15 protein-coding genes and 3 tRNA genes are annotated in these 13,712 nt (G+C 65.4%); 11 read left to right on the top strand and 7 right to left on the bottom strand.

Annotated elements, in window-relative coordinates:
- Nucleotides 1–101: 101 nt before the first annotated feature.
- Both EOJ32_RS20685 and EOJ32_RS09535 read left to right on the top strand, forming a co-directional pair.
- Nucleotides 102–428 (top strand): DUF192 domain-containing protein, encoded by a 327-nt coding sequence (locus EOJ32_RS20685; protein ID WP_371706136.1) that lies wholly within the window; start codon nucleotides 102–104, stop codon nucleotides 426–428.
- A 40-nt stretch (nucleotides 429–468) separates the two neighbouring features.
- A tRNA-Pro gene (locus EOJ32_RS09535) sits at nucleotides 469–545 on the top strand.
- A gap of 88 nt (nucleotides 546–633) precedes the next feature.
- Here the strand turns inward: EOJ32_RS09535 and EOJ32_RS09540 are convergent.
- The 3 genes from EOJ32_RS09540 to tyrS form a co-directional block, all read right to left on the bottom strand.
- A complete protein-coding gene (locus EOJ32_RS09540) occupies nucleotides 634–1,581 on the bottom strand; it encodes a hypothetical protein (RefSeq protein ID WP_127898398.1) in 948 nt (315 codons plus the stop codon).
- 208 nt (nucleotides 1,582–1,789) lie between these two features.
- Nucleotides 1,790–1,942, bottom strand: a complete 153-nt coding sequence (locus EOJ32_RS20120; RefSeq protein WP_157001283.1) for a hypothetical protein — start codon at nucleotides 1,940–1,942, stop codon at nucleotides 1,790–1,792.
- Nucleotides 1,943–2,063: 121 nt separating this feature from the next.
- Nucleotides 2,064–3,305 carry a tyrosine--tRNA ligase gene (gene tyrS / locus EOJ32_RS09545; RefSeq protein WP_127898399.1) on the bottom strand — a complete coding sequence of 414 codons (1,242 nt, stop codon included), beginning with the start codon at nucleotides 3,303–3,305 and terminating at the stop codon, nucleotides 2,064–2,066.
- Between the two features lie 57 nt (nucleotides 3,306–3,362).
- Here tyrS and EOJ32_RS09550 point away from each other — a divergent pair, with 57 nt between their 5' ends.
- The 5 genes from EOJ32_RS09550 to EOJ32_RS09570 all read left to right on the top strand — a co-directional run bounded on the left by EOJ32_RS09550 (nucleotide 3,363) and on the right by EOJ32_RS09570 (nucleotide 6,849).
- Entirely contained in the window at nucleotides 3,363–4,469 is a 1,107-nt protein-coding gene (locus EOJ32_RS09550; protein ID WP_127898400.1) for an anhydro-N-acetylmuramic acid kinase, read from the top strand.
- A 115-nt stretch (nucleotides 4,470–4,584) separates the two neighbouring features.
- On the top strand, nucleotides 4,585–5,139 hold the full coding sequence (locus tag EOJ32_RS09555) for a PRC-barrel domain-containing protein (protein ID WP_164871420.1): 555 nt from the start codon (nucleotides 4,585–4,587) through the stop codon (nucleotides 5,137–5,139).
- 194 nt (nucleotides 5,140–5,333) lie between these two features.
- A tRNA-Asp gene (locus tag EOJ32_RS09560) sits at nucleotides 5,334–5,410 on the top strand.
- 28 nt (nucleotides 5,411–5,438) lie between these two features.
- A tRNA-Asp gene (locus tag EOJ32_RS09565) sits at nucleotides 5,439–5,515 on the top strand.
- Nucleotides 5,516–5,592: 77 nt separating this feature from the next.
- Nucleotides 5,593–6,849 (top strand): glutamate-5-semialdehyde dehydrogenase, encoded by a 1,257-nt coding sequence (locus EOJ32_RS09570; RefSeq protein WP_371706138.1) that lies wholly within the window; start codon nucleotides 5,593–5,595, stop codon nucleotides 6,847–6,849.
- Here EOJ32_RS09570 and EOJ32_RS09575 read toward each other — a convergent pair.
- Nucleotides 6,846–7,469, bottom strand: coding sequence for a histidine phosphotransferase family protein (locus EOJ32_RS09575; protein ID WP_127898403.1), 624 nt, complete (start codon nucleotides 7,467–7,469; stop codon nucleotides 6,846–6,848). The genes EOJ32_RS09570 and EOJ32_RS09575 overlap by 4 nt on opposite strands.
- Before the next feature lie 42 nt (nucleotides 7,470–7,511).
- Between EOJ32_RS09575 and EOJ32_RS09580 the strand changes: the two genes are divergently transcribed.
- The 4 genes from EOJ32_RS09580 (at nucleotide 7,512) to EOJ32_RS09595 (ending at nucleotide 11,792) form a co-directional block, all read left to right on the top strand.
- A complete protein-coding gene (locus EOJ32_RS09580; RefSeq protein ID WP_042249936.1) occupies nucleotides 7,512–7,691 on the top strand; it encodes a DUF3553 domain-containing protein in 180 nt (59 codons plus the stop codon).
- 187 nt (nucleotides 7,692–7,878) lie between these two features.
- Nucleotides 7,879–8,604 (top strand): GNAT family N-acetyltransferase, encoded by a 726-nt coding sequence (locus EOJ32_RS09585; protein WP_045999653.1) that lies wholly within the window; start codon nucleotides 7,879–7,881, stop codon nucleotides 8,602–8,604.
- Nucleotides 8,601–9,434: a 1-acyl-sn-glycerol-3-phosphate acyltransferase gene (locus EOJ32_RS09590; RefSeq protein ID WP_127898404.1), complete on the top strand. Its 834-nt coding sequence runs from the start codon at nucleotides 8,601–8,603 to the stop codon at nucleotides 9,432–9,434. Before EOJ32_RS09585 ends, EOJ32_RS09590 begins: the two co-directional genes overlap by 4 nt.
- Nucleotides 9,435–9,527: 93 nt before the next feature.
- Entirely contained in the window at nucleotides 9,528–11,792 is a 2,265-nt protein-coding gene (locus EOJ32_RS09595) for an adenosylcobalamin-dependent ribonucleoside-diphosphate reductase (RefSeq protein WP_127898405.1), read from the top strand.
- Between the two features lie 266 nt (nucleotides 11,793–12,058).
- Here EOJ32_RS09595 and EOJ32_RS20530 read toward each other — a convergent pair whose 3' ends face one another.
- The 3 genes from EOJ32_RS20530 to EOJ32_RS09605 form a co-directional block, all read right to left on the bottom strand.
- A complete protein-coding gene (locus tag EOJ32_RS20530) occupies nucleotides 12,059–12,187 on the bottom strand; it encodes a hypothetical protein (protein WP_255352761.1) in 129 nt (42 codons plus the stop codon).
- 310 nt (nucleotides 12,188–12,497) lie between these two features.
- The gene (locus EOJ32_RS09600; protein ID WP_127898406.1) at nucleotides 12,498–13,040 is read right to left on the bottom strand and encodes a CAP domain-containing protein; all 543 of its coding nucleotides are present in this window, start codon (nucleotides 13,038–13,040) and stop codon (nucleotides 12,498–12,500) included.
- Between the two features lie 91 nt (nucleotides 13,041–13,131).
- Nucleotides 13,132–13,332 (bottom strand): hypothetical protein, encoded by a 201-nt coding sequence (locus tag EOJ32_RS09605; RefSeq protein WP_127898407.1) that lies wholly within the window; start codon nucleotides 13,330–13,332, stop codon nucleotides 13,132–13,134.
- Between the last annotated feature and the right edge of the window lie 380 nt (nucleotides 13,333–13,712).

Genomic DNA, 13,712 nt, shown 5'->3' on the forward strand with positions numbered 1-13,712 from the left:
AATGCAGGTCTGATGCGGCGCTGATTCGCACAACTGGCGACACGGCTCTGTCCTTTCAGATAGAGGTTGCCGACACACCCGAATCACGGGCCCAAGGCCTGATGTTCCGCAGAAACCTACCTGCGGGAGAGGGGATGCTGTTCGTCTATCCCGAACCCCAGCCGGTCAGTTTCTGGATGCGTAACACGCTGATCCCGCTTGACCTGATCTTCTTCGACGAAACCGGCGTGATCCGTCATATTCACCGCAACGCCCGCCCCTTGGACGAAACGCCAATCCCCGGCGCCGCCGTCGGCGATCCGCGGCCGGACCGCCTGATGGTCCTGGAAATCGCAGGAGGCGAGGCAGCAAGGCTGGGTCTTGCCGCCGGCCAGCAACTGGCTCATCCCGCGCTGGATCGAGCTGGCGCAGCTTGGCCGTGCCGCTAGGGCTTTCCACCGCCGCCTCCTTGCGCTAAAGCGCGGGTGTCGGGGCGTAGCGCAGCCTGGTAGCGCGACGGTTTTGGGAACCGTAGGCCGTAGGTTCGAATCCTATCGCCCCGACCACTGAACACCGCGATTCTATTGATGCGTTGCGCGCCCGCTTACGCGGTATTCTCTCGATCTTTGTTCAGAACCTGTCGCGATCAAACGATCATCTGTTCAATGCCAAGGCGTTGGCATCGATCATCTCGTCCCAAAGCGTGGCGAACATCGCATCGGGAGCGGTGCTTCGGCCGTGCATCAGGGGATAGGCAAGAAAGTGCGGTCGTTCGGTGTCGGGCCGGGTGGAGGCGAAATAGCGTTCCGCCAGCCCGCACAGAACGTCGTCCGGCTTGACCGCCGCCATCATCTCCTGATGAAAGAACGGCGTGCGGCAGAAGACGATCTTGCGCCAGTAACGTGCCAACTCTGTCAACAGCGAGCGAAAGAACGAGTCGCCAAAGATCATTAGCGTCCGCGGCGTTACCGATTTCGGGGATGATATCAGGTGCATGATTCCCATGTTCCCGGCCTGAACCCCATTGGCAGCCGAGGCAATCTGGGGGTGTGCCATCGGCGAACGCCTGATCTCGCTGATTTTCGGCGTGCATTGCACACCCAGGTCGCCCACGTATTCTCTTTCCGGACCCATGCTGGATGTAAGATCATCCAGAACCTTGCTTGCATCGATATGCAAAGTCCGTTCGGCCACCTCGGCGGCCAGATGCATGTTCGCGACGGGAGTGTAGTGACTGTCGGTCATGCTCAGCCGATCATTCCGCCCGAACAGATGGTCGATCGGATAAAGCAGATCGTTGGGCCGCGCGTCAGATGGCATCGAGCGTTCGAATATCGATCGATACCCGAGCCCTGCCGTGACGGCGTTCAGAACGATCGGATCGGGAAACACCCATTGGGAATAGGTACAGCCGTTCTCATCCGCCCACTGTTTCCGCGCGCGATGATTGCGTCTGAAAATCTCGATGCGCTCCTCCGGCACCGTGGAACTGCCGCGTTCGAACATCTGCGCGACCCCGTGATTTCCGCCGACAAGCACAAGCCGCCCGTCCTCCAGGCGACGTATATTGGGCGGCACCGTCACGTCGGGTTGCGCAATCATCGGGATGTGTCCTTTTCGACTGTCATGCCCCTCTCAGTACCGTTCCGCAGCCGGACGTTTCAAGTTGTGACAGAACCGCATGGCGGGCCGCACCGCGACGCCCAACCGAACCCGTGCAGAGGCGACGGGTGGCAGCCGCGGTTCTTCCGCGGTCAGGACATGGAAAAGGGGCCGCGTGGGCCCCTTGCTTTCGGCGATCTTTCCGGTGTCATGCAGCCTTCTGGGCGTCCAGTTCGCTGACGACGGGACGGGTGCCGTCTTCGCGGGCATAGTATCCGTACATCTGATCCAGTGCGGCATCTGCCTGCTGGCTGCGTTTGCGGTCCGCGATGCTCAGCGGCTTCTGGGTCTGGTTCGACATTGTCATTCTCCGATCAGGGCGTTTCCTCCCGTGACCGTCAGATATTGACTGCCCAGTCAAAATGAAACCGCCCTGACGCAAGGTCAGGGCGGTTGCAGGGCAGCCATGCAATGCGGTCAACTCAGCCGATGCGCAGCATCCGATGCTTTTTCTTGCCGACCGAGATCTTGATGCCGCGCTCCAGTACGGCCTGGTCCAAGGGCATCTGCGGATCGGTGACAGGCGCGTTGTCGGCGCGCAGGCCGCCTTCGGCCACCAGACGCTTGACCTCCTTGCCGCTGGCGACGATGCCCGACTGGACTAGGGCCTGCGCGATGGTGACGCCTTGCGCCTGATCGGCGGGCAGCACCGCGACCTCCAGATCGCCGCCCGCGCCGCCGTCCTGAAAGACGCTGCGCGCGGTCGCCTCGGCGCTGGCGGCGGCATCGGCGCCATGCAACAGGGTCGTCACTTCGTTGGCCAGACGGACCTTGGCCTCGTTGATCTCGGACCCCTGCAGCGCGCCCATGCGGTCGCATTCGTCCACCGGCAGTTCGGTGTACAGCTTCAGGAACCGGCCCACATCGGCATCGGTGGTGTTGCGCCAGAACTGCCAGAACTCATAGGGCGACAGCATGTCCGCCGACAGCCAGGTCGCCCCGCCCGCCGACTTGCCCATCTTGCGCCCGTCGCTGGTCGTCAGCAGCGGAGAGGTCAGGCCCCAGACCTGCCGGTCGTCCACCCGCCGCGTCAGGTCGATCCCGTTGACGATGTTGCCCCACTGGTCCGACCCGCCCATCTGCAGAACACAGCCGTGGCGGCGGTTCAGCTCCAGGAAGTCGTAGGCCTGCAGGATCATGTAGTTAAATTCCAGGAAGCTCAGCGACTGTTCCCGGTCCAGCCGGGACTTGACCGATTCGAAGGACAGCATCCGGTTGACGCTGAAATGCCGGCCGATGTCGCGCAGGAAGGTCAGGTAGTTCAGGCCGTCCAGCCATTCGGCGTTGTTCAGCATCACCGCCCCGTCGGGGCCGTAATCCAGATAGCGGGCAAAGACCCGGCCCATCCCGTCGATATTGGCCTGGATCGCGGGATCGTCCAGAAGCGGGCGCTCGTCGCTGCGGAAGGACGGATCGCCCACCTTGGTCGTGCCGCCGCCCATCAGGGTCAGGGGCTTGTTGCCGGTCTTCTGGAACCAGCGCAGCATCATGATGTTCAGCAGGTGCCCGACATGCAGGCTGGCCGCCGTCGCGTCATAGCCGATATAGGCCGTGATCGGTCCTGCCAGCAGCGCCTGATCCAGCCCGGCGTAATCCGTGCAGTCGGCCAGATAGCCGCGTTCGGACATGATGCGCAGGAAGTCGGATTTGGGCTGGTATGTCATGGGCTTCATCCTTGTGTATCCGGGCGATATACAGGCAGGAGCAGCGAAGGAAAAGCGATGATCCGGGCTTTGGGGATGATGTCGGGCACGTCGCTGGACGGTGTCGACGCGGCGATGATCGAAACCGACGGGGTGCGGATCGGCGGCTTTGGGGACAGCGCCTTTCGTGCGTTCGGCGACAACGAATCGGCCGTGCTGCATGCGGGGCTGGGCCTGTGGCCCGACGCGCCGGAGGTGGCGGAGCTGGCGCAACTGGTCCAGGCGGCCCATGCCGATCTGGCACGGCAGTTTCCAGATGCGCAGCTGATCGGGTTTCACGGCCAGACGCTGGCCCACGATCCGCGCGGGCGCGGCACGCATCAGGCGGGTGACGGCGCGGCGCTGGCGCGCATGACGGATCGCCCCGTGGTCTGGGATTTCCGGTCCGAGGATGTGCGTCAGGGAGGCGAGGGCGCGCCTTTGGTGCCGTTCTTTCATTGGGCCTGCGCGAACTGGGCCGTGGGGCAGGGGCGCCTGCCCGCGGCCCCCGTGGCGTTCCTGAATCTGGGCGGCGTCGGCAACATCAGCTGGGTGGACCCCACGGCCCCCGCACCCGAGACCGCCGGTGCCTGCGTCGCCTTCGACACGGGGCCTGCGAACGCGCCCTTGAACGACCTGATGCGCCGGCGCCGCCGTCAGTCGCGGGACGAAGGCGGCGCACTGGCGGCCAGCGGCACCGCCGATCAGGACATCGTCGCGGCGTTCCTGGATGATCCGTGGTTCCGGCGACCCGCCCCCAAATCCTTGGATCGCGATCAGTTCGCCGGCCTGACCCGCGCGGTTGCCCCGCTGTCCGATGCCGATGCGGCGGCGACGATGGTGTCGGCACTGGCCGGATCTGTTGCGGCAGGCATCGCGTGGCTGCCCGCGATGCCTGCGCAAGTTCTGGTCTGCGGCGGGGGGCGCCACAATGCAGCCATCATGGATGCGCTGGCAGCAGCGTTGCCCGTGCCCGTCCGGCCGGTCGAGGCGATCGGCCTGAATGGCGACATGCTGGAGGCGCAGGCCTTCGGCTGGCTGGCGGTACGCGTGCTGCGGGGGCTGCCAATATCGGGGCCGATGACCACGGGCGTTCCGGCACCGGTCTGCGGCGGACGGATCAGTCACCCACGATCACGTGACTAGATCATACAAATGTTTAGGGAACGGTCGTCGAAATGCCCGCGTTGATGCCGTGAAGATGACGAAAAGACGTCATCGAAACAAAGAATTGATGCGGAGATCTAGAATGAAAACCCTCATGATGACGACGGCTGCTGCTCTGGCATTTGCGGCTCCGGTGTTCGCACAGGACGCGGCGACGCCCCCGGCCACCGACGCCATGCCGGCCGAGACGATGCCCGCAGAGACAATGCCCGCAGAGACCATGCCGGCGAATGCCAGGCCTGCCGAGACGATGCCCGCCGACGAGATGGCGACCGACATGAGCGACATGGAAGTGACGCTGTCGGCCGAGAATCCCGGCATCACCGCATCGTGGCTGCAGGGCCGCGCGATCTATACGACCAACCAACCGTCGACCACCGAATGGACCGATGCAACGGGCGATGCGGTTCCGGGTGACTGGAACGAGATCGCGACTGTGTCCGACATCGTGATGTCGCCGGACGGTCAGGTCATGGGCTACATCGCCGACATCGGCGGTTTTCTGGGCATGGGCACGCACACCGTGCTGCTGGATCGTGATGTCCTGAACATGGCGATGTTCGGTGACGACACGGTTCTGGCGACCAACTACAGCCAGGAAGAACTGGAAGCGCTGCCGGAATTCGACATGGAAACCGTCCGCGACTGATCCCACCCTGTTTGTTTACAAGTTGCTTGGTTCATCGGGGCGCCCATCGGGCGCCCCGTTCGCGTTCTTTGCACCGTAATTTCAAAGATTTGCCCGAATGTGGCAAAATTCGTTCAACGCGCCCTTGACGCCGCGCGGCGGTCTGCGTAAACCCCGGCCTACTCCGGCGGGCGATCGTCCGGGGGATGAGTTGGGCGGTTGTAGCTCAGTTGGTTAGAGTACCGGCCTGTCACGCCGGGGGTCGCGGGTTCGAGCCCCGTCAACCGCGCCACAACTCATCATTCGCCCGAAGGAAATGCGCGGTTGTAGCTCAGTTGGTTAGAGTACCGGCCTGTCACGCCGGGGGTCGCGGGTTCGAGCCCCGTCAACCGCGCCATTTCTTCCCTTCCCCTTCTCGGCAGGATCACGCTAAGACGGCGTCGATTTTGCGTATCGGAGGAAGCGATGACGGACATGGTCCAAGCCCGGCAACTGATCGACGCCCTTGGCGCCGCCGCCCGAGAGGCCGCGGTGGTTCTGGCGCAGACGCCAGCCGGACCGAAACGCATGGCCCTACTGTCCGCCGCCGACGCCATCACCGCCCGTACCCCTGATATCCTGGCGGCCAACGCCCGTGATCTGGACTTCGCGCGCGAAAAGGGGCTGTCGGATGCGATGCTGGACCGGCTGCGTCTGGACGGCGCACGCATCGCCGCGATCGCGCAAAGCCTGCGCGAAGTTGCCGAACAGGATGATCCGGTCGGGCAGGTCATCGCGGAATGGGACCGGCCCACCGGTCTGCATATCCGCCGCGTGCGCACGCCCATCGGCGTGATCGGGGTCATCTATGAAAGCCGGCCGAACGTGACCGCCGATGCGGGGGCGCTGGCGTTGAAGTCCGGAAATGCGGTGATCCTGCGCGGCGGTTCGGAAAGCCTGCATTCCAGCAGCGCGATCCATGCCTGCATGGTCGAGGGTCTTCGCGCGGCGGGCCTGCCGGAAACCGCCATCCAGATGGTGCCCACGCGCGACCGCACGGCGGTCAGCGCCATGCTGGGCGCACAGGGGCTGATCGACGTGATCATCCCGCGTGGCGGCAAGGGGCTGGTCGGGCTGGTGCAGGACCAGGCCCGCGTGCCGGTCTTTGCGCATCTGGAGGGGATCTGCCACATCTATGCCGACGCCGCGGCCGATCTGGAAAAGGCGCGGCGCGTGGTGCTGAACGCCAAGACGCGGCGCACCGGTGTCTGCGGGTCGGCCGAATGCCTGCTGATCGACAGGGCGTTCCATGACCGCCATGGCGACGTCCTGATCCGCGACCTGCTGGAGGCGGGGGTCGAGGTGCGTGCGGATGGCGATCTGGCGCGCATCCCCGGCACCGTGCCGGCCAAGCCCGACGATTTCGGGCGCGAGTTCCTGGACATGATCATCGCCGCCAAGCTGGTGGACGGGGTCGAGGAGGCCATCGCCCATATCCGCCGCCATGGCAGCCAGCACACCGAATCGATCCTGACCGAGGATGACGCGACCGCCGAACGGTTCTTTGCCGGGTTGGACAGCGCGATCCTGATGCGGAACGCCTCGACCCAGTTCGCGGACGGTGGAGAGTTCGGCATGGGCGCCGAGATCGGCATCGCCACGGGCAAGATGCATGCCCGCGGGCCGGTGGGGGCGGAACAGTTGACCAGCTTCAAATATCTGGTCACGGGCGACGGGACGATCCGCGCCTAGAACGCGATCTCGCCCCCGGTGTCGTCGAATTCATGGCGCAGGGGGCGGTTCTCGGCCCGCGCGGCCTCGGCCAGCAGGGCGAAATGCACCTCGGACGGGGCGAGGGTGCGGGGTTGCGGGCCGTCCAGCCAGCCCCACAGGGTCGGGTCGACTTTGCTGCGGTCGCATTCCGCGACCAGCCGCCATCGCGGACCGTCGCGCAGCACGATCACCCGGCCGCCCCAGGGCATCGCGCTTTCCATGCACATCACCGCCAATACCAGCATGCGGATCTCGGGCCGCGCGAAATCGCCTGCGGCGTCCAGGGTGATCGTCAGGCGGCCCTGTGCGGCGATCCCGTCCAGCAGACGGCGCAACTCGGCCAGGCCGATCCGCTGTTCGCCCTGCGCCATGCCGAACGCCATGCGATAGGCCTGGATGCGTGCGCGTGCCGCACCCACCGCTTCGGAGATCAGGCGCAGTTCGGGAGATTGGGCCAGGCCCGGAAAATCAGGCGACATCTCCAGCAGCTCGACCCCGTTGCCGATGGCCCCAAGGGGCGACACCAGGTCATGGCACAGCCGCGATCCCAGCAGTGCGGCCAGATCGCCCGCAGCGATCCGCGTTGTATCGACCGTCATGTATGATTACCTTCCAAAGTGCAGAGAAATGGAGTTTTCGCGGTGAACGATATCCTTGAACCCGGCATGATCGTGCGTCATCCCGGCGCGCCCGAATGGGGCGAGGGGCAGGTCCAGTCCCGGATCGGCGACCGCATCACCGTGAACTTTACCGAGGCCGGCAAGCAGGTCATCGACGGACGCCGCGTGGCGTTGCAGATCCTGCGTATGGGCGACATGTAAACTCCTGATATTGCTTGCGCGACGATGCAACTGAAGGTTGCGCGATGCAAGCGGAACTTGGGCCGCACGTGTTGCATTGGCCGCGCGGCTTTCCTAGACAGGCCGCAGCCCAAGCACCGAGGCCATCGTGAACCGCGCCGACCCTGCCTTTTTCCAGATCCGCCTTGCCACGACGCCCCGCGACCTGATGGCCGCGCAGCGCCTGCGCTATCGCGTGTTCGTCGAGGAGCTGGGCGGCACAGGCCCGCTGGTCGATCACGACGCCCGGCTGGAACGGGACGAGTTCGACCCCGTCGTCGACCACCTGTGCCTGATCGACACGCGCCGCGATGCGGAGGCGCTGGATCACGTGGTCGGCGTCTATCGCCTGCTGCGCAGCGATGTGGCGGCCGATTTCGGGCGGTTCTACTGCGACGGCGAATACGACCTGGCACCGCTGCGCGACAGCGGCCGACCGCTGCTGGAACTGGGGCGATCCTGTGTCGATCCCGATCACCGGGGCGGGGCGGCGATGTTCCTGATGTGGAACGCGCTGGCCGACTATGTGCTGGACCACGGCATCCAGATCCTGTTCGGCGTGGCCAGCTTTCACGGCACAGACCCGACGCTGCTGGCACCGTCGCTGTCGTGGCTGCACCACCATCACCTGGCCCCGCCGGACCTGCGGCCCCGGGCGCGGCCCGACGGGTTCCAGACCATGGACCTGATCGCCCCCGACCGCCTGGACCGGCGCGAGGCGCTGGTCGGGATGCCTGCGCTGATCAAGGCCTATCTGCGCCTTGGCGGTCTGGTGGGCGAGGGGGCGTTCATCGACCGTGCCTTCAACACGACCGATGTGTTCCTGCTGATGGACACGGGCGCGATGTCCGCCAAGCACAAGCAATTCTACGAAAGCCGCTGGCAGCCGACATGAGCCCGACCTGGCGCGATGCCGAACCGCCTGTGCCGGCCCCCCCGCGCGGGCTGCGCGACTGGCTGCGGGTGATCCGCCGCGGCGTGCCGGCGGTTCTGGTGCTGATGCTGGGCGTGCTGCTGATCCTGCCGCTGCGCGGGATCGAGCGACTGGTGCATGGACGCCGCCGCCCCTGGACCGAACCGCATGTCCAGATCGTCTGCCGTCTGGTCCTGGCCTGCATCGGCCTGCGCTGGCGGCGCGAGGGGACGCCCCTGCGGGGCCCCGGCGCGGTCGTGGCGAACCATTCCAGCTGGCTGGACATCCTGACGCTGAACGCCGCCCTGCCGGTCTTCTTCGTCAGCAAGGCCGAGGTCGCCCGCTGGCCCGGCATCAACGTCCTGACGCGCGTGACCGACACGCATTTCGTGACACGCGATCCGAAACTGGCCCGCGCGCAGGCGCTGGAATTCGCCGAACGCATCCGCGCCGGGCATCGCCTGCTGTTCTTCCCCGAAGGCACGTCCAGCGACGGACGCCGCGTCCTGCCGTTCAAGCCGACCCTGTTCCAGGGGTTTCTGGCCGACGACCTGCCCGCCGGTCTGGCGATCCAGCCGGTCAGTGCTGTCTATCAAGCGCCGCCGGGGCAGGACCCGCGATTCTATGGCTGGTGGGCGGACATGGATCTGGGGCCGCACCTGCTGTCGATTCTTGCGGCAAGACGCCACGGGCATGTGACCGTCCGGCTGCACCCCCCGATTCCCGTCGCAGGAAACGACCGCAAGACCCTTTCGGCAGCATGCTATTCTGCGATAGAAGCCGATTTTCGTGGTCTTGTCACACCTGCCTGAAACCGACGGGCCGACCCTGTCAAGACCTTGCCAGCCGCGTTTTGACGCTATATCTGGTGTCCAACCCTGAACAAACCACCAAGGAATGAGCGTATGACCCGCTTTGCCGCCCCCATCGCAGAACAGATCTGGGACATGAAGTACCGGATGAAGGATTCCGAGGGGCAGGCCGTCGACGGGTCGGTCGAGGACAGCTGGCGTCGCGTCGCGCGCGACCTGGCGCGCGTGGAAAGCGACCCGGCCAAGTGGGAGGACAAGTTCTATTCCGCGCTGGAGGACTTCAAGTACCTGCCCGCGGGCCGCATCCTGGCCGGTGCCGGAACGGGCCGGTCGGTCACGCTGTTCAACTGCTTCGTCATGGGCACCATCCCCGACAGCATGGGCGGCATCTTCGACATGCTGAAGGAGGCCGCGCTGACCATGCAGCAAGGCGGCGGCATCGGTTACGACTTCAGCACGATCCGCCCGCGGGGCGCGGTGGTCAAGGGCGTGGCGGCCGATGCGTCGGGTCCGCTGTCCTTCATGGATGTCTGGGACGCGATGTGCCGCACGATCATGTCGGCCGGCTCGCGCCGTGGCGCGATGATGGCGACGATGCGCTGCGACCACCCGGACGTGGAACAGTTCATCGTGGCCAAGCAGGACAGTGCGCGCCTGCGAATGTTCAACCTGTCGGTGCTGATCACCGACGATTTCATGGATGCCGTGCGCGCCGATGCGCCTTGGGACCTGAAGTTCGAGGGTCGGGTCTACAGCACCGTCCAGGCGCTGGACCTGTGGAACCGGATCATGAAGGCGACCTATGATTTCGCCGAGCCGGGCGTGATCTTCATCGACCGGATCAACAAGGCCAACAACCTGTCCTATGTCGAGACGATCGCGGCCACCAACCCCTGCGGCGAGCAGCCCCTGCCGCCCTATGGCGCCTGCCTGCTGGGCTCGATCAACCTGGCCCGGCTGGTCAAGAACCCGTTCACCGAGACGGCCGAACTGGACCCCGAAGGCCTGGACGATCTGGTCCGCACGGCTGTCCGGATGATGGACAACGTGGTCGACGCATCGAAATTCCCGCTGGACGCGCAGGCCGAGGAAGCCCGCAACAAGCGTCGCATCGGCCTGGGCGTGACCGGTCTGGCGGACGCGCTGCTGATGCTAGGCCTGCGCTACGGCGCCGATGACGCGGTTGCGCAGACCCGCGTCTGGATGAAGGCCATCGCCCGGTCGGCCTATCTGGCATCCGTCGAACTGGCCAAGGAGAAGGGCGCATTCCCGCTGTTCGACGCCAAGAAATACCTGGCCTCGGGCTTCATGTCCAAGATGGACGCCGATGTCCGCGACGCGATCGGCAAGCACGGCATCCGCAACGCCCTGCTGACCTCGATCGCGCCGACGGGCACGATCAGCCTCTATGCGGGCAATGTGTCGTCGGGGATCGAGCCGGTCTTCGCCTATGCCTACAAGCGCAAGGTCCTGCAGAAAGACGGCTCGCGGACCGAGGAGGAGGTCGTCGATTACGCCGTGCAGATGTGGCGCGACCTGAAGGGCGACGCGGCGCTGCCCGATTACTTCGTGAACGCGCAGACGCTGGCTCCCAAGGACCACGTCGCCATGCAGGCCGCGGCGCAGGAATGGGTCGACAGCTCGATCTCGAAAACCATCAACTGCCCCGAGGACATCAGCTTCGAGGCGTTCAAGGACGTCTACATGGCGGCCTGGGATCTGGGCTGCAAGGGCTGCACGACCTATCGGCCGAACGATGTGACCGGCTCGGTGCTGTCTGTCAGCGAGACGACCGAAAAGGCGCCGGAGGCCGACAAGGGCGCGGATGTCGTCTATCTGACCGAGCCGCTGGACCGTCCCGCGGCGCTGGAAGGCGCGACATACAAGCTGAAATGGCCGGGGTCGGAGCACGCGATCTACATCACGATCAACGACATCATCCACGGCAACCACCGCCGCCCGTTCGAGATCTTCATCAACTCCAAGAACATGGAGCATTATGCCTGGACGGTCGCGCTGACGCGCATGGTCTCGGCCGTGTTCCGCCGCGGGGGCGACGTGTCCTTCGTGGTCGAGGAGCTGAAGGCGGTCTTCGATCCGCGCGGCGGGGCCTGGATGCAGGGCCGCTATGTCCCCTCGATCCTGGCGGCCATTGGCGGCGTGATCGAACGCCACCTGATCGAGACGGGCTTCCTGGCGGGCGAAGGGCTGGGCCTCAAGTCCGACCCGCAGGCCGAAGTGATGGCCGTGGGCGAGACGCCGCGCGGCCCCGCCTGCTCCAGCTGCGGTCAGTACGGTATGCGAATGGTCGAGGGCTGCATGACCTGCCCCAGCTGCGGCCATTCCAAATGCGGATGATCTGAAGCGGTCCCCAAGCGATCATAAGTGAAAAAGGCGGTCCATCTGGGCCGCCTTTTGTTCATGATCGGCACAGCCCTACGCGTCTGGCGATTGATATCGTCGCGGGATGAGGCGCTATGAGGGGGCAGGGGTCGGCGAACATGGACCACCGGAGATGGGTGCAGCTCCGCTGATCCACATCCCGCTTCACGGGCATGCCAATGCGTCACGCGCGTTTATGATCAGCCACCGACACCGTCAGACGCGCTGCCTCACCGCGATGGTCATTTGCCCTTGGCAGCAACGGCCGCCGAGACGACATCCTTGGTGCTGGGCGCCGAAGCGTTCGTCTTGGGCTTCTGCTTCTTCGGCTTCTTCTCGTCGCGTTTGCGTTTGTCCATGCCCTTGGCCATGTTCGTCTCTCCAATAGCCGCCGGGGACCGGCGGGTGGAAACGATACGCCTTTGCAGGAAAAAGGACAGACACGTCGGCGGCATCACCGCCGTTTCGGGGTGATCAGGGCTCGAAGCCTGGCTCGTACTCGACGAAGGCGCTCATGCACAGATCGGCGCAGGGGTCCTTCGGGGCGGCGCAGGCAGACAGCGCCAGGATGGCGCAGAGGGACAGGCGAAACATGATACTGACTCCGATACTATCGAAGCCATATATAGGTCATTTGTTCAATTTGCTAACCTGTCTTTCCGGCCAGGACAGGCATCGCCCCTATCTGCCGCGTGGCGCCGCATAGACCGCCGCCCAATAGCGCGTGCGCCCATCCGCGCCAAGCGCCTGCCCGATGCCGAAGTTGCTGACCTGCGGGATCATGATGTTCGAGACATGGCCCGCAGAGGCGTTCCATTCCGCCAGCACCCGATCTAGGCCGAACGGCCCCGCGGCGATGTTTTCTGCCGTGACGGTGGGCGCATAGCCAAGCGCCTTGACCCGCTGCGACGGGCCCGAGCTGCGGCTGCCCGCATGGGTCATGCGGCCGCGTTGCGCCATGTCGCAGGCATGCCGTGCCGCGGCGCGCGCCAGCAGATCGTTCGCCTGCACCGGAGGCAGGCCGGATCGCTGCCGGAGCGCGTTGGTCGCCCGCACCCCGGCCGCCTGCTGGTCCGCCGTCGTGGCAGGGCAGGTGGCGGGACCGGGCGCCGAGGCCTGGACGTCGATCGTCGATGCCGGCCCGGTCGGGGCCGATGCACAGGCAGCCGTCAGCAGCGCCAAGGTCAGCACCCCGCAACGACCGTAGGGACCAGATGCCGACATCAGGAGCTCCCGTCATGATTGCATTATGTGCCATTTGACACGCATAAGGCATGCCCTGTCACCTGTTTTGTGCAGACCTTGGCCGAAACCGTCAGCGCGGCGGAACTTTGGCGGCAGACGGCTCCACCACCGTGCGGTCATGGGCGCAATCATGGGTCGCGGTGCCATCGGCGATCCGGCGGGCGCGTCTGTTCGCTGCGGCACCATCATGGTCGGGCACGCAGCCCATCATGCATGCGCCGCGGTCGTCCGGCTGACTGACCTTGGAGACGACCAGGATCGCGTGCTCCACCCGCCATCGGCATCGGCCAGGTGAAAGTGCTGGATGGCCGCGACGGGGACGGGCCGTCCGCCGACCTGTGCCATGCGCCATTCGACGGTGGGACCCGCATGATTGGAGGCACCGAATGTCGGCGTGCCCGGCCCGTCGGCAATGGCCATAGGTCACCGCCTTGCGGCCGTCGGTCTGGCGCAGCTGGTAAGAATATCCGGCGGTGCCGGGGCGGGACAGATCCGCCCAACTGCCCTCATCCGGTAGCGACCGGTCGATCACGCGGCAATTGCGCGCCGGTCCGTTCGTTGTTTACTGCTGGTCAGCCCGCCCAGGCAGGGTGGGCCAAGGTGATCAGGATCGCTGCGGCGCATCGTGTCATCAATCCTCTCTGGCCGTGG

This window comes from Paracoccus sp. Arc7-R13 (assembly GCF_004010775.1).
Classification (GTDB): domain Bacteria; phylum Pseudomonadota; class Alphaproteobacteria; order Rhodobacterales; family Rhodobacteraceae; genus Paracoccus; species Paracoccus marcusii.

Excerpts from the sequence above, each read along its gene's own strand:
- EOJ32_RS20685 (WP_371706136.1), top strand. The coding sequence starts at position 102 with ATGTTCCGCAGAAACCTACCTGCGGGAGAGGGGATGCTGTTCGTCTAT.
- EOJ32_RS09540 (WP_127898398.1), bottom strand. The coding sequence starts at position 1,581 with ATGATTGCGCAACCCGACGTGACGGTGCCGCCCAATATACGTCGCCTG.
- EOJ32_RS20120 (WP_157001283.1), bottom strand. The coding sequence starts at position 1,942 with ATGTCGAACCAGACCCAGAAGCCGCTGAGCATCGCGGACCGCAAACGC.
- tyrS (WP_127898399.1), bottom strand. The coding sequence starts at position 3,305 with ATGACATACCAGCCCAAATCCGACTTCCTGCGCATCATGTCCGAACGC.
- EOJ32_RS09550 (WP_127898400.1), top strand. The coding sequence starts at position 3,363 with ATGATCCGGGCTTTGGGGATGATGTCGGGCACGTCGCTGGACGGTGTC.
- EOJ32_RS09555 (WP_164871420.1), top strand. The coding sequence starts at position 4,585 with ATGATGACGACGGCTGCTGCTCTGGCATTTGCGGCTCCGGTGTTCGCA.
- EOJ32_RS09570 (WP_371706138.1), top strand. The coding sequence starts at position 5,593 with ATGGTCCAAGCCCGGCAACTGATCGACGCCCTTGGCGCCGCCGCCCGA.
- EOJ32_RS09575 (WP_127898403.1), bottom strand. The coding sequence starts at position 7,469 with ATGACGGTCGATACAACGCGGATCGCTGCGGGCGATCTGGCCGCACTG.
- EOJ32_RS09585 (WP_045999653.1), top strand. The coding sequence starts at position 7,879 with ATGGCCGCGCAGCGCCTGCGCTATCGCGTGTTCGTCGAGGAGCTGGGC.
- EOJ32_RS09590 (WP_127898404.1), top strand. The coding sequence starts at position 8,601 with ATGAGCCCGACCTGGCGCGATGCCGAACCGCCTGTGCCGGCCCCCCCG.
- EOJ32_RS09595 (WP_127898405.1), top strand. The coding sequence starts at position 9,528 with ATGACCCGCTTTGCCGCCCCCATCGCAGAACAGATCTGGGACATGAAG.
- EOJ32_RS20530 (WP_255352761.1), bottom strand. The coding sequence starts at position 12,187 with ATGGCCAAGGGCATGGACAAACGCAAACGCGACGAGAAGAAGCCGAAG.
- EOJ32_RS09600 (WP_127898406.1), bottom strand. The coding sequence starts at position 13,040 with ATGTCGGCATCTGGTCCCTACGGTCGTTGCGGGGTGCTGACCTTGGCG.